Origin of the sequence: Mucilaginibacter sp., from assembly GCF_041660805.1 — a bacterium.
Classification (GTDB): Bacteria; Bacteroidota; Bacteroidia; order Sphingobacteriales; family Sphingobacteriaceae; genus Mucilaginibacter.
The window spans coordinates 42,788-57,307 of record NZ_JBAZVP010000013.1; the positions used below are offsets into that span (position 1 = coordinate 42,788).

The window sequence follows — 14,520 nt, forward strand, 5'->3', positions numbered from 1 at the left end:
AAAAAACCAAATCAATAAACCACATGACACTTAACAGAAGATCTTTCCTTTCAACTGCAGCGATGGGTGCGGCAGGCATTGGGTTAGCGGCAGCTATTCCTGATTATTTATTTGCTGCGGATACTAAAGACAAAGACGCGTTCTTTAAAATTGCCCTGTCGCAGTTTTCTTTAGCCAGTCAGTTCTGGACAAAGAAGCTCGATCCGCTTGATTTCCCTGCAAAAACTAAAAAGGATTTTGGTATAACCGGCCTTGATTACTGCTCCATGTTTTTTGCCGATAAGGCTAAAGACATGCAGTTTTTAGGTGAACTGAAAAAGCGGTCGGCCGATAATGGCTGTTACAACCTGCGGATAATGGTTGATGGTGAAGGTGTTTTAGGTGAATTGGATACAGCCGAAAGGACAAAGGCCATTGAAAAACATTACAAATGGATTGATGCCGCCGCATACCTGGGCTGCCCTATGATAAGGGTTAACGTTGAGGGTGAAGGCAAACCGGAAGAAGTTGCAAAAGCGGCCGAAGACAGCCTGCGCAAGTTGCTGGAATATGGCAGCTCAAGAAAGGTGGATGTAATAGTAGAGAACCACGTTGGCATATCTTGTAACGGCGCATGGCTGGCAGGTGTTATAAAAAGTGTTAACAGCAAACATTGCGGCACCCTGGCCGATTTTGGCAACTTTTGTATAAACCGCACTAAGCCAGAAGCACAAACTATAGAAGCCTACATGAAAACCAAATGCCTGGAAGAGTATGACAGGTATAAAGGCATTGCAGAACTAATGCCTTATGCAAAGGGAGTGCATGCCAAGACCCATAAGTTTGACGCGGATGGAAACGATACCGAAACGGATTTCGCAAAAATGTTCGGCATTATGAAAAAATCGGGTTTTAACGGGTGGATAAGCATCGAGTATGAAGGTGGCCTGTTTAAAATGTATGCACCCGATAGCCCCTATCTTGATGATGATGCAGGCGTGCTTGCTACAAAAAAACTGGTTGAAAAAGTTGGCAAATTAGCATAGCACCAATCGCATCATGAAAGATATTCAAATTAAAAGATCTGCCGAGGTGTATGATGTGGTCATCATTGGCTCGGGGGCAGGTGGTGGCATGGCCGGTTATGTGCTTGCCAAAGCCGGTGTTAAAGTTTTAATGCTGGAGGCCGGGCCGTTTTTTGACCCGGCAAAAGATTCACTTCAGCTTAAATGGCCGTATGAATCTGCCAGGCGTGGTGGTAATGCTACCCGCCCTATGGGTGATTTTGATGCCGCCTATGGCGGATGGGACATTGAAGGTGAACCCTACACCCAAAAGAATGGCACCGATTTTAAATGGTTCAGGGCTAAAATGCTGGGCGGCCGTACTAATCACTGGGGGAGGATATCTCTGCGTATGGGGCCTAAAGATTTTAAGGCCCGCAGCAGTTACGGCGTTGGCGACGACTGGCCAGTAACCTATGAGGATATAAAACCCTACTACGATAAGGTTGACCGGCTGATAGGGGTATACGGCTCGATGGAGGGTATGGAGAACGACCCCGACGGTATATTTTTACCTCCGCCCAAACCGAGGTTGAATGAACTGATCATTAAAAAGGCGGTTACGGGTTTAGGTATAAAAGTAATTGCAGGCCGTGGATCAATATTAACAGAAAAATTGCCGGGCAATAATGAGCGCGGGGCTTGCTTTTTTTGCGGGCAGTGTAACCGTTCCTGCAAAATTTATGGTGATTTCTCGGCATCATCCTGTTTGGTGATCCCGGCTATAAAAACGGGTAACTTAAAGGTAATAACCAATGCCATTGTACGCGAGATAATTACCGGCAGCGATGGGCTGGCCAACGGTGTATCATATGTAAACAAAGATGATATGCAGGAGTATGCTGTAAAAGCAAAAACAGTGATACTGGCAGCCGGCACCTGCGAATCTGCACGGATCCTGTTAAATTCAAAATCGTCACAACACCCTAACGGATTGGCAAATAGCAGCAACGTAGTGGGTAAGTATCTGCATGATAGCACCCAAACCGGTGGCGCAGCTATACTACCCCAACTGCTGGACAGGAAGCGCTTTAATGAAGATGGTGTAGGCAGCTTGCATATTTACGCTCCCTGGTGGGGCGACCATAAAAAGCTTGACTTTGCCCGGGGTTATCACTTAGAGTTATTTGGAGGGATGATGATGCCCGGCTATGGCGGCTACCTGGGTTTTGAAGGTGCCCTTGTGCCTTACCTTAATGGTTACCTGCCCGGTAAAGATGGCAAGATGAAACCAGGTGGCGGCTTTGGTAAAGGGCTTAAAGATGATTACCGCAGATTTTACGGCACACTGGCCGCCATTGGCTGCCACGGAACTGATATTGCCAAGGAAGATAATTATTGTGAGATAGATAACAGCGTGGTTGATAAATACGGTATCCCCGTGCTGCGGTTTAATTACAAATGGGGGCCTGAAGAAATTAAACAGGCTAAACACATGCAGCAAACCATACAGGAAAGTATTAAGGCGATGGGCGGCATACCATTGGTACAACCTGCCGGGCCCGAAAATAATTATGGTTTGGATAAGCCGGGAAAAGGGATCCATGAAGTTGGCACAGTGCGTATGGGTGATAACGCTCAAAAATCATCATTAAATAAATGGGGACAGGCACATGATTGCCGCAACCTTTTTGTGGTAGATGGATCTGTGTTTGTACAGCAATCAGAAAAGAACCCTACCTGGACTATTTTGGCGCTTAGCATGCGCACAGCGGAGTTTATTTTAAATCAAAAGAAAAGACAAAACATTTAACCAAATGAACAGAAGAGATAGTTTAAAGGCCCTTGGGCTAACAGTTTCTACAACGGTACTGCTTGACTCATGTAACCCGGTTACTGCTGTAAAAACAGCAGATGGGGTTGTTTTAGATGAAACCGGCAGGCAAAAGTATGAGGTTGAAAGAGAAAAGAAATTACTTGCCGAGAAGTTTTTTGACGCTCATGAGATGGCAACCATTACCCTGCTGGCAGACTTAATAATACCAAAAGATGAGCATAGTGGTAGTGCCTCAGATGCCAGGGTGCCAGATTTTATTGAGTTTATTGTAAAGGACGAACCCGAACATGCCCTGCCAATGCGTGGTGGTTTGCGCTGGCTGGATGTAAAATGCCTTAACAAGTATAACAATGAGTTTAAAAGCTGTACACCACAACAACAGCTGGAAATTTTAAGTGCAATAGCTTACCCTATGCAGGCAACGCCGGATATGGCAGCCGGCGTAACCTTCTTTAACAAGATGCGTGAACTTACTTCAATAGGATTTTTTACCAGTAAAATAGGGATTGAAGACCTGGGTTACAAAGGCAACTCCCCTACAAAATGGGAAGGCGTGCCTGCTGATGTTTTAAAGCAATACGGACTGGAAAATGTTTAGCTGTAAGCAACAAAATTATTAGCGGTTACCTATTAGTTAAGTGATTAAAAATTAAGCGGCATTGCGTGTTCAGTCCAAATTCAACCACCGTTATTACAAATAATAATTCTCTCCGTCCGTTTTAATCTTCCCTGCATCAAGCAGCAAGCGGATGGTGGTGATCTTTTCTTTTTCGGTGCCTAGTTTAAGGCCTGTCATAAGAGTATCAATGGTATGGTTGGCTGTGCTTAACAACTGCACAATCTCGTTAGTAATGTCGTCAAATATCTCATCAGCATTTTTTTGACGGCGTTCTTCCAGGCAAACATCACATACACCGCATTTCATTGCATTGGGTTCATCAAAGTATGCCAGCAGCATTTGACTGCGGCAACGCTTATGCTCTGCGTAGGCAAATACCGCCTCCATCTTGGTACGGTAGGTGATCTTTCTTTGCTCTATGTATGTTTTATTAATATAAAGGTTATTGGCATGCTGCCGCGCTTTTAACCAGGTTATCTGTGGCTTATCGGTTTGCGGCAGGTAGCTTAAAAGGTTAAAATCCTGCAGTTGCTTTAGGCCGTCTATTACCTGCTGTGTATTCATACCTGTTCGGCGGGACAGGTCAAATTCTTTCAGGCGTACATAATTTTCAAACGATCCGCCGTATGAACGCAGCAGGGTTTTTATAAATGCATCCCAACCCGGGTTCTGGATCTGAAAATTATACAATTCCTCATTCAGCACCTCAAACCTGAAACGCGATGGCAGGTATACGCTTTCATTAAATGACACATATTCGTCCTGCTCTAAAAACTTTAAAGCATTAAGTGTTTTTATGGCATCCAGCTTATACCTGGCGCAAAATTCGCCCAGGTCAAGGTCAAAGCTTGTCCCTTCCCCTGCCTCATATGCCAGCTGGCAATAGTTAGCTAAGTGATGGTAGATCTGCTTTATCTCCTCAACCGAGGGGAAGTTGAGCAGAAATTTCTTTTCTTCTTTAATACGGTCGGTATGGTTGTATAGTAAAACGCCGTAGGCCCTTTGCTCATCCCTGCCTCCCCTGCCTGCTTCCTGGTAATAGGCTTCCAGGCTTTCGGGGATATCCTTATGTATCACAAACCTAACATCGGGTTTATCAATCCCCATCCCAAAGGCATTTGTGGCAACTATAATACGGATACGGTTAGCTTTCCATGCTTCCTGCTTTGCAGATCTTTCATCAACCGGCAGGCCGGCATGATAGTAATCAGCATGGATATAATTTTCATTATAAAATTTTGCTATCTCAAAGGTCTCTTTTCTACTGCGAACGTACACAATGCCGCTTCCTTGTATGCCATTGGCTACGTCTAATAATTTCTTAAGCTTGTTCTCTGTATTTTGTACCACGTACCGCAGGTTGCGGCGCTCAAAGCTTTTCTGGTAAACATCGGGCTGCTTAAACAAAAGCTTTTCCTGAATATCTTCTCTCACCTGCGCGGTGGCCGTTGCGGTAAGTGCCAAAACAGGAACCTGAGGATGGAGTTCCCGCAGATCAGCTATTTTTAGGTACGACGGCCTAAAATCATACCCCCATTGCGAGATACAATGCGCCTCATCAACCGCGAACAGGTTAACTTTCATATACTTTATCCGCTCGCGTACCAGTTCTGATGCCAAACGTTCAGGTGAGATATACAGGAACCTGGTTGTACCGTAAATGCAATTATCCAGCGCGATATCTACCTCGCGCCTGCCCATGCCGGATACTATGGCCATCGCTTCTATTCCTTTAGCTTTCAGATTCTCTACCTGGTCTTTCATGAGGGCTATCAGGGGCGAAACTACCACGCAGATCCCATCCATAGCTAATGCAGGGATCTGGAAACATACTGATTTACCACCACCGGTTGGTAACAATGCTAAAGTATCATGCCCCTGCAATACAGACGTAATGATCTCTTCCTGCATCGGCCGGAAATCATCATGTCCCCAATATTGCTTTAGTATTTCGCGTGGCGTCATTTACTTTTATGAAAAAAAGCCCGGCATAGCGGGCTTTGCCTCACCTAAATCCTCTCCAAAGAAGAGGGTTTAAGATTCAAAGGCTTGTTTATATTTTTCCTTCCTCCTCCTTTGGAGAAGGCCGGGGTGAGGCTCTATCTGTTTTTGATATCGGTATAATTCCTGTCAGTAGCTCCAACATATATTTGGCGCGGGCGGCCAATTGGCTCTTTATTGGCTTTCATTTCTTTCCACTGTGCTATCCATCCCGGTAAACGCCCTAAAGCAAATAGTACGGTAAACATATCAGTTGGGAAACCTAAAGCAGTATAAATAATGCCCGAGTAAAAGTCAACATTAGGGTAAAGCTTACGCTCAACAAAGTATGGATCGTGCAGGGCAACTTCTTCCAGTTTCTTGGCTATCTCCAGCGTTTCGTCATTTATACCCAATTTCTCAAGGATATCATCACAAGCTTTTTTAATGATCTTGGCGCGTGGGTCAAAGTTCTTATATACCCGGTGGCCAAATCCCATTAAACGGAACGGATCGTTCTTATCTTTTGCTTTGGCTATCCATTTATCGGTATCGCCGCCGTCTTCTTTAATTTTTTGCAGCATTTCTATCACCGCCTGGTTAGCACCGCCATGCAGCGGGCCCCATAGTGCAGAGATCCCTGCTGATATGGATGCATATAAGTTAGCATCAGATGAACCTACTATGCGTACAGTTGATGTTGAGCAGTTTTGCTCATGATCAGCATGTAAAATAAGCAGCTTGTTCATAGCGCTTACTACTACCGGGTCAATATCAATCTCCTCGGTACGTTGCCCAAAGGTCATGTGCATAAAGTTGGTTACATAATCAAACTGATTACGCGGATAAATAACCGGGTGCCCTAATGATTTTTTGTATATCCATGATACAATTGTGCTCATTTTAGCGATCAGCTTAATTATCTCCAGGTTCACTTCCTCGGCAGATAAACCTTGTTTAAGTGATGCGGGGTTAAATGCGGCCAACGCACCTATTAATGATGACAATTGCCCCATTGGATGCGAACCTGAAGGGAAACCATCAAAAAACTTTTTCATATCCTCATGAACAAGGGTATGACGGCTAATTTCCAGCTCAAAGCTTTTCAATTGCTCTGCAGATGGCAGATCTCCATATATAAGCAAATAAGCAACCTCAATAAAGGTTGAATTCTCTGCAAGCTGCTCTATAGGGTAACCACGATATTTTAAAATACCTACCTCGCCATCAAGGAAGGTTATCGCGCTTTTTGTTGCGCCGGTATTTTTGTAACCAACATCAAGCGTAACATAACCACTCTGATCACGCAGCTTTGAAATGTCGATCGCTTTTTCGCCTTCGGTACCTTCTATTACAGGAAGATCATACGTTTTATCACCAATTTTTAATTGTGCAGTATCAGCCATAGAAAAAATAGTATTTGCAACAAATGTAAATAAATCTGCGTATTAATAGCCGTTAAGATGTATTTACTATTTGTAAAATTCTTATTTACTGCAAATAGCTATTTATAGTATGTTTGGGAAAAATAAAATACATTTTAATTTAAAACATGTCATTTAAAGATAGGGCACTGTTACTGGTAGAAAATGACAATACTATTCACCGACTGCTATTAATTGGTTTATTTATTGCAGCGCCCTCGCTGCATTACCTGTGTTTTAATAATTCTTATGACCCGGTTTGGCTGCGTGCGCTTACCTGTATACTTTGTGCTATAAGCTTAGGACTCTCACTTGGCGGTAATAAAACCTACTATAAATACATATTATATGTAACCATGTTGGCTTATGTGATTATTAACAACTGTATTTTATTAGGTGTTAACAGCTTTGATCACGAATATATTTTCAGCACCATAACTATCTTTATTGCCTTAACCCTTTTTTGTAAAAGGCAATGGGAGTTTGTATCCATAACCGTAATAAACATTGCAGCTGTACTTACAGCTTATATTATAGCACCTCACCTGTTTATATCGCCATTTGTATTAGGTGTACTTTTGTTTATTTTTATCCTTATTGCCTATATATCTTTTCTGGTGCTGAGGAGCTATCAAATGCAGTTTAAAAAAGCCATTAATAAGGTACTTCATCTAAATGAATCATTACGTAAAAGCCAGGAACAATTACATGCGCTTATTAGCTCTGTTAACGATACCATTTTTGAGTTTGATGAAAACGGTATCTGCCTAAACGTATGGTTTGGCCCGCAAACCCCACATTATTTAAAGCCCGAAACTTTTTTAAATAAAACACTCATTGAAGCCATAGGTGTTGAAAGAGCAAAACCCTTTAACGGGGTATATGACTATGTTTTAAAACATAAACAAACTTCAACTATCGAGTTTCCTTCCATATACGGAGAACCGGGATGGTTCCTGGCCAAGTCATCGCCGGTTATTGATGTTAACGGTAACTATACCAAGCGCATTTCTGTTACGGTAACTGATATAACTGAACAAAAGAAACATGCCGATGCCCTGATAGAGAATAAAAACCTGCTGCAACAGGCACAAGCAATTGCTAAAACAGGTAACTGGTGGTATGATACTGAGTCAAAGGAGAATTTCTGGTCAGAGAATTTATTTAAAGTATTGGAGATAGATGCCATTCCTGAGGAAATGAGCAAGTTTGAATACTACATTAGCCTGGTTCACCCGGATGACATGGAAAAGGCTGCCAGCTTCTTTAATAATGTTTACAGAGCAACCAAAAACAGCCTGGAGCATAAAATGATCACCCCAAAAGGCAACCTAAAATATATACAGGTGCTAATGGACGATTTTCATTTTGATGATACAGGCAAGCCAAAACGGATCATAGGAATCATAAAGGATATTACAGACTCAAGATTAGCTGAGAAAGCTGTTAAGATAAGTCAGATTGAATTGCTGGAAGCACAAGCTATTGCCAAAATTGGCAACTGGAAATGGGACAGCGCCTCAAACATACTGTCATGGAGCGATGAAGTTAATTCAATTTACGAGGTTGATGGTGATAATGCCGTTAAATCCCGCAATGGTAAATTGCTTTTAAAACATATTCACCCTGATGACAGATATATAATTAAACACCTGCTGCATAATTCAGATAAGGTGGGCACATCTTATGAATACCGTATTATTACGCCAAAAGGAAATGTAAAACACATTAGTGTGATATGGGGTAAATTAATGTACCGCGATGATGGTTCCGTACGTAAGATAATTGGTACCCTGCAGGATATTACCCAGCGCAAACAAGCCGAAATTGACTATAAAACTACTGAAACCAAGTACCGGATGGTATTGGAAACCATTAAACTTGCCGCGATATCTGTAGATGCCGCTGGCAAAATAATATTTTGTAATAAGTACCTGGCCAACCTGCTTGGCTACAGCCAGGCAGAGATACTGGGTATGAATTGGATGCAAACTTTTATACCAGAGGATTTGCGTGAATTTATAACGAGCTGGTTTACTAACAATAATGTGAGGACACATTATATAAATCCTGTGATTTGCCGTAATGGCGAGCTACGTATCATTAGCTGGCAAAACACCATTAGTTATGATGATTATGGTAACCTTAAAGGTACAACCAGCATTGGTGAAGATATTACCCTGCAGCAAAAAGCGCGGCAGGAACTAATAACAGCCAAAGAACATGCAGAGCGTTCATCGCACTTTAAATCGGAGTTTCTTTCTATTATGAGCCACGAGATAAGAACTCCAATGAACGCCGTTATAGGCATCACTAACCTGCTTTTGTCTGAAGACCCAAGACCCGAACAGTTAGAATACTTGAACACCTTGAAATTTAGCAGTGAGAACCTCCTGGCCATTATCAATGATATTTTAGATTATAATAAAATTGAGGCAGGTAAATTACAGTTAAGCAAAGCGCCATTCAATCTCCTCCGGCTGACGCAAAACATCCGCCAGTCGTTTTACGCGAAAGCGCTGGAAAAGAACCTGGTTATTGAGTTAATATCAGACAGCGCTATACCGGAATTTGTGATGGGCGATCAAACCCGCTTAGGGCAGATACTTATTAACCTGGTAAACAACGCCGTTAAGTTTACCTCGGCCGGCAAGGTAACCATCTTGCTTGAAAAGGGGCAGCTAAACAATAAAGAAGTGCTGGTGAACTTTAAGGTGATAGATACCGGCATAGGCATCTCTGCCGAAAGCCTGGAGGTTATTTTTGATCCATTTATACAGGAAGATCAGGTAATTAATCATGAATATGGCGGTACGGGGCTTGGTTTGGCCATTACCAAACGATTGATAGAACTTTACCAGAGCAGCATTGAAGTAATAAGTGAGCTGGGTAAAGGTACGCAGTTTAGCTTCTCTATATTATTTGACCTCCTGGCCGAGCCCGTTGTTCCTATCCCTGAAAATATGATACCGGTAAACGTGCCAATGAATTTATTGGGGATGAACATACTTGTTGTTGACGATAATAAAATGAACATCATGATCGCGTCTAAGTTCCTGAAGAAATGGCAAGCTAATGTAGACGAAGCCCTTAACGGTAAAATAGCAGTAGATATGGCCAATAACAAAGCATATGATATGATCATTATGGATTTACAAATGCCTGTAATGGATGGTTTTGAGGCAACGGCGATAATAAAACAGCAATATCCTCACCTGCCCATTATAGCCTTTACTGCTGATGCCATGCCTGAAACCCACAATAAAGCTTTTGAAGCCGGCATGTGTGATTACCTGACCAAACCTTTTGTACCTGATGTGTTATTTGAAAAAGTAACCAGGCACCGCAGGTGATTTACCTCCCACGGCAACTTTGGGTGAGTAAGGTTTATAATATCATTGCGGGGAGCGCAGCGACGCGGACAAACAATTGTAGGGAGCCCATTAATTCCACCCAAGAAAAATTAAACTCATTAATAATCTCGTAGCCAATACCTAAGCGTTTAGCATACGAGAGATTGCTGAATGATATATTTCAAATCCTTCTTAATTAGTCCTTATGGCCTCAACCGGGTCAAGCCTTGAAGCAAACCAGGCGGGTACTATACCAGATATAATACCGATAACTACCGATATACTGATCCCGAACATTATATTATTTATATCCAGTACTATTTGTATATCAGCCGCTGCCTTCACGCCAAACGTACCCAGGTACACCAGAAGCAAGCCCATAGCCCCTCCCAACAGGCACAAAACAATAGATTCTATAAGGAATTGCAGTAGTATAAAATAGTTTTTAGCACCTAACGATTTTTGTATCCCTATAATATTGGTACGTTCTTTTACCGATACAAACATAATATTGGCAATACCAAAACCACCTACCAATATAGAAAAACCGCCTATTATAGCACCCGCAATATTCACAATACCAAATAACTGATCTAATTGATTTGACAGGATATTTGATTTATTTAAAGCAAAATTATCTTCAACACCCGGGCGTATGCTCCTTACAGAGCGCATTATACCACGCACTTCGCTCTCTACTTCAACATCGTTTAAATTATCCTGCCCGCGTACAACTATCTGCGGGTTATATTTTTCATTCTCAATATCAATAATATTCTTGGCAAAGTTTAAAGGCAGCAATATTTCATTATCACTGCTTATGCCTAAGATATCTTTACCTTCTTTAGCAAAAACGCCTATAATGGTAACCTTGCGGCCCATAATTTTAATTTGTTTACCAACGCCTGTACCATCGGGGAAAAGAGCATCGGCTATATCAGCACCCACATTGGCTACCGGCGCACCCGTGCGCGATTCTATGTCTGTAAAGTACCGGCCATCCTGAAAGTCAAAATTCCATGTTTTATCATGATCGTGAGATACGGCATCTATCTGCGCACCATCAACAGTATTACTTCCGTATTTTACGGTGCGGTTATCAATGCTAATTTCGTATGAGGTTGCCTTTGCAGTTTGGCTGCGGCGGCGCAATTGCTCAAAATCGCGCAACTTAGGCACCGGCCTTTGCATATATTTCCACCAGGGGAAATTATCTTCACCTACCCAGGGCCATTTCTGTATATATATACTGTTGCTGCCCAGTTTGTTAACACTCTTCTGCAAATTATTGCGCAAAGTATCAACCGCAGAAAATACTGCTATAATAGTAAAAATACCTATGGTTACACCCAATAATGAAAGTAATGTACGCAGCTTATTTTGCCTTAAAGCATCATAGGCAAACAGGAAGCTTTCGCGGATAAGTTTTAATATTATCATATCACTATTTTGATTTCGGTTGGTGTAAATTAACTATATAATTGGAAAACAACATTTGTTAGACGGTGTTAATGCAATTAAGTTACAGTATTATTGTTTGATTTAAGTATTTACACTTAGTCAATTAATAAAGCGGAAAAAATAACAAAAATTCCGTACATTTGCGCCCTGAAAATTCATATATAAAGCATGAAATTATCCCAATTTAAATTCAATTTACCTGAATCATTAATCGCCCATTCACCGTCAGATATACGTGACGAATCACGTTTAATGGTTTTACACCGCGATTCGGGCAAAATTGAGCATAAAATATTCAAGGATATACTGGATTATTTTGATGACCAGGATGTAATGATCCTGAACAACACAAAAGTGTTTCCGGCACGTATGTATGGCAACAAAGAAAAAACCGGCGCTACTATAGAGGTTTTTTTACTGCGTGAGCTAAATAAAGAACTACGCCTTTGGGACGTACTGGTTGACCCGGCACGTAAAATACGTGTAGGTAACAAACTTTATTTTGGTGATGACGATCTGTTAATTGCCGAAGTTGTTGATAATACTACCTCACGTGGCCGTACCATCCGTTTCTTATTTGATGGTACCGATGAAGAATTTAGACGCAATGTTGAAATTTTAGGCGAAACACCACTGCCTAAATATATAAAACGTAAGGCTACCGCCGAAGATAAAGAGCGCTACCAAACCATATTTGCCAAGCATGAAGGCGCCGTTGCGGCCCCTACTGCAGGTTTGCACTTTAGCCGCGAGCTAATGAAACGCCTTGAATTAAAAGGTGTTGAATTTGCCGAGGTTACCCTGCATGTTGGTTTAGGAACTTTCCGCCCGGTTGAGGTAGAGGATTTGACCAAGCACAAAATGGATTCTGAGCAATTCATTATTGAGCAAAAACAAGCTGACATTGTAAACCGTGGCATTGAAAGAAAAAAACGTATTTGCGCTGTTGGTACAACATCTATGCGTGCGGTTGAATCTGCAGTATCTGCGGGCAAAAGCTTAAAAGCAGCTAACGATTGGACCAGTAAATTCATTTTCCCTCCATACGAATTCAGCATAGCTAACTCTATGATAACCAACTTCCACACACCTGAATCAACCCTGTTGATGATGGTTAGTGCTTTTGGTGGTTACGAACATGTGATGAACGCTTATGAAGTTGCAGTGAAAGAGAAATATCGCTTTTACAGCTACGGCGATGCGATGCTGATTATTTAAGCATAGCTATGAGATAATAGATTTGAGATATGAGACTAAAACTCATATCTCATTTTTTTTGTCATAAATTTGAACTACTATTAATAGCATGTCCAGTCTCAAATCTCACATCTCAAATCCAAAATCTAATTACGCTATCATCGTAGCCGGTGGCTCAGGCACCCGGATGCAATCGGCATTGCCTAAACAATTTTTGTTGCTTTGCGGTAAGCCGGTGCTAATGCATACTATTGAAGCATTCTATAATAGTAAATCATCGCCTCAAATTATTTTGGTGCTGCATGCCGATTATCACAGCCTTTGGGAACAACTTTGCAGCAGTCATCAATTTACTATACAACACACTTTAATTGCCGGTGGCAAAACGCGTTTTCATTCTGTAAAAAATGCGGTTGACCTGATTTTGGATAACAATGTGCTAATTGCTGTACATGATGCCGTAAGGCCGCTCATTAGCGAACTTATAATAGACGAGGCTTACCAGTGTGCTGCTGAGAACGGAACGGCCGTTACAGCCGTTAAAAGCCGCGATTCTGTAAGGCTGCTAAAAGGTGGAATATCAACAAGCTTAAACCGTGATGAAATATACCTGGTACAAACCCCGCAAACCTTCCAATCAGCTTTGCTGAAAGACGCTTACAACCAGCCATACAGCCCCAATTTTACTGATGATGCATCGGTAGTTGAACAGGCCGGCACTCAAATAACGTTAATTGAAGGGCTTTATAGTAACATTAAGATCACTTTTCCCGAAGATATTATTGTAGCGGAGGCCCTTATAAACGAAAAAAGCCATCAGCATTAAGCTGATGGCTGTATAAATATCTATCTGGTATCTATCAGGCCCTCCTGATTACCCCAAGTAATAAAGCGATTATAGCTATTACCAGTAAAATGTGTATTAAGCCCCCGGCATGGTTAACGAAAAATCCGAAGATCCATCCTATTACCAGGATTACTGCGATTATGTACAATAAGCTTCTCATAATGTTGTTTGTTTTTGTTAAAGTTTTAGTTGAATGTACTTTCACATACCAAAATCTATTCCAAAAAGCCATTAAATAAAAAGAAGCGCTTTTGTAAGCACTTCTTTTTATTTAATGGACCGTTACAACTAATTATCAAGCCCTTCTTATCACTCCTAAAAGCAAAGCTATAATAGCAATGACCAGTAATATATGGATTATACCGCCAGAGCCGGCGTAAAAAAATCCGAATGCCCATCCTATAACCAGGATAACAGCAATAATGTACAATAAGCCTCTCATAATGTAAGTATTTAGTGTTAAGTATTAAATAAGTAAATGTTAACCTTATAATACTAAAATCATTCCAAAAAGGCAGCACAACAAAAAAGCCCTTTAAAAAAGGGCTTTTTTATATCTCGCTATGGATGATCAATACTCATCTTCGTTGAAAAAGAAGTCGTCTTTGGTTGGGTAATCCGGCCAAATCTCCTCAATATTCTCATAAGGTTCACCATCATCTTCCAGTGCCTGCAGGTTCTCAATAACCTCTACCGGCGCTCCGGAACGTATAGCGTAATCAATTAATTCATCTTTAGTTGCCGGCCATGGGGCGTCCTCAAGGTGAGATGCTAATTCAAGTGTCCAATACATGTTTTTATATTATGTGGTAAAATTTC

12 protein-coding genes are annotated in these 14,520 nt (G+C 41.5%); 6 read left to right on the forward strand and 6 right to left on the reverse strand.

Translation table 11 applies throughout. The features are described 5' to 3' along the window. Window positions 1–23 precede the first annotated feature (23 nt). From WC743_RS16505 to WC743_RS16515, 3 genes are read left to right on the forward strand one after another with little or no spacing between them, the layout of a single operon-like run. The gene (locus tag WC743_RS16505) at window positions 24–1,025 is read left to right on the forward strand and encodes a sugar phosphate isomerase/epimerase family protein (protein ID WP_373013595.1); all 1,002 of its coding nucleotides are present in this window, start codon (window positions 24–26) and stop codon (window positions 1,023–1,025) included. Window positions 1,026–1,038: 13 nt separating this feature from the next. Further along, the gene (locus tag WC743_RS16510; protein WP_373013597.1) at window positions 1,039–2,796 is read left to right on the forward strand and encodes a GMC family oxidoreductase; all 1,758 of its coding nucleotides are present in this window, start codon (window positions 1,039–1,041) and stop codon (window positions 2,794–2,796) included. Window positions 2,797–2,800: 4 nt separating this feature from the next. Then, window positions 2,801–3,418, forward strand: coding sequence for a gluconate 2-dehydrogenase subunit 3 family protein (locus WC743_RS16515; RefSeq protein ID WP_373013599.1), 618 nt, complete (start codon window positions 2,801–2,803; stop codon window positions 3,416–3,418). 93 nt (window positions 3,419–3,511) lie between these two features. On the opposite strand, the gene WC743_RS16520 is transcribed toward WC743_RS16515, so the two are convergent. Both WC743_RS16520 and WC743_RS16525 read right to left on the reverse strand, forming a co-directional pair. Then, complete coding sequence (locus WC743_RS16520) at window positions 3,512–5,404, reverse strand: ATP-dependent DNA helicase RecQ (protein ID WP_373013601.1); 1,893 nt, start codon at window positions 5,402–5,404, stop codon at window positions 3,512–3,514. A gap of 134 nt (window positions 5,405–5,538) precedes the next feature. Continuing rightward, window positions 5,539–6,825 carry a citrate synthase gene (locus WC743_RS16525; protein WP_373013603.1) on the reverse strand — a complete coding sequence of 429 codons (1,287 nt, stop codon included), beginning with the start codon at window positions 6,823–6,825 and terminating at the stop codon, window positions 5,539–5,541. 146 nt (window positions 6,826–6,971) lie between these two features. Between WC743_RS16525 and WC743_RS16530 the strand changes: the two genes are divergently transcribed. After that, window positions 6,972–10,196, forward strand: coding sequence for a PAS domain S-box protein (locus WC743_RS16530; protein WP_373013605.1), 3,225 nt, complete (start codon window positions 6,972–6,974; stop codon window positions 10,194–10,196). Between the two features lie 192 nt (window positions 10,197–10,388). On the opposite strand, the gene WC743_RS16535 is transcribed toward WC743_RS16530, so the two are convergent. After that, a complete protein-coding gene (locus WC743_RS16535) occupies window positions 10,389–11,636 on the reverse strand; it encodes an ABC transporter permease (protein ID WP_373013606.1) in 1,248 nt (415 codons plus the stop codon). 189 nt (window positions 11,637–11,825) lie between these two features. Here WC743_RS16535 and queA point away from each other — a divergent pair, with 189 nt between their 5' ends. After that, window positions 11,826–12,875: a tRNA preQ1(34) S-adenosylmethionine ribosyltransferase-isomerase QueA gene (gene queA, locus WC743_RS16540; RefSeq protein WP_373013608.1), complete on the forward strand. Its 1,050-nt coding sequence runs from the start codon at window positions 11,826–11,828 to the stop codon at window positions 12,873–12,875. 88 nt (window positions 12,876–12,963) lie between these two features. After that, the gene (locus WC743_RS16545) at window positions 12,964–13,680 is read left to right on the forward strand and encodes a 2-C-methyl-D-erythritol 4-phosphate cytidylyltransferase (RefSeq protein ID WP_373013610.1); all 717 of its coding nucleotides are present in this window, start codon (window positions 12,964–12,966) and stop codon (window positions 13,678–13,680) included. A gap of 34 nt (window positions 13,681–13,714) precedes the next feature. On the opposite strand, the gene WC743_RS16550 is transcribed toward WC743_RS16545, so the two are convergent. From WC743_RS16550 to WC743_RS16560, 3 genes are all read right to left on the reverse strand, one after another. Further along, window positions 13,715–13,861, reverse strand: coding sequence for a lmo0937 family membrane protein (locus WC743_RS16550; RefSeq protein WP_121249096.1), 147 nt, complete (start codon window positions 13,859–13,861; stop codon window positions 13,715–13,717). 135 nt (window positions 13,862–13,996) lie between these two features. Next, window positions 13,997–14,143 carry a lmo0937 family membrane protein gene (locus WC743_RS16555; RefSeq protein ID WP_191176231.1) on the reverse strand — a complete coding sequence of 49 codons (147 nt, stop codon included), beginning with the start codon at window positions 14,141–14,143 and terminating at the stop codon, window positions 13,997–13,999. 129 nt (window positions 14,144–14,272) lie between these two features. Then, a complete protein-coding gene (locus WC743_RS16560; RefSeq protein WP_002996718.1) occupies window positions 14,273–14,494 on the reverse strand; it encodes a DUF2795 domain-containing protein in 222 nt (73 codons plus the stop codon). Between the last annotated feature and the right edge of the window lie 26 nt (window positions 14,495–14,520).

Coding starts and splice junctions, on each gene's coding strand:
- WC743_RS16505 (WP_373013595.1), top strand. CDS start 24: ATGACACTTAACAGAAGATCTTTCCTTTCAACTGCAGCGATGGGTGCG.
- WC743_RS16510 (WP_373013597.1), top strand. CDS start 1,039: ATGAAAGATATTCAAATTAAAAGATCTGCCGAGGTGTATGATGTGGTC.
- WC743_RS16515 (WP_373013599.1), top strand. CDS start 2,801: ATGAACAGAAGAGATAGTTTAAAGGCCCTTGGGCTAACAGTTTCTACA.
- WC743_RS16520 (WP_373013601.1), bottom strand. CDS start 5,404: ATGACGCCACGCGAAATACTAAAGCAATATTGGGGACATGATGATTTC.
- WC743_RS16525 (WP_373013603.1), bottom strand. CDS start 6,825: ATGGCTGATACTGCACAATTAAAAATTGGTGATAAAACGTATGATCTT.
- WC743_RS16530 (WP_373013605.1), top strand. CDS start 6,972: ATGTCATTTAAAGATAGGGCACTGTTACTGGTAGAAAATGACAATACT.
- WC743_RS16535 (WP_373013606.1), bottom strand. CDS start 11,636: ATGATAATATTAAAACTTATCCGCGAAAGCTTCCTGTTTGCCTATGAT.
- queA (WP_373013608.1), top strand. CDS start 11,826: ATGAAATTATCCCAATTTAAATTCAATTTACCTGAATCATTAATCGCC.
- WC743_RS16545 (WP_373013610.1), top strand. CDS start 12,964: ATGTCCAGTCTCAAATCTCACATCTCAAATCCAAAATCTAATTACGCT.
- WC743_RS16550 (WP_121249096.1), bottom strand. CDS start 13,861: ATGAGAAGCTTATTGTACATAATCGCAGTAATCCTGGTAATAGGATGG.
- WC743_RS16555 (WP_191176231.1), bottom strand. CDS start 14,143: ATGAGAGGCTTATTGTACATTATTGCTGTTATCCTGGTTATAGGATGG.
- WC743_RS16560 (WP_002996718.1), bottom strand. CDS start 14,494: ATGTATTGGACACTTGAATTAGCATCTCACCTTGAGGACGCCCCATGG.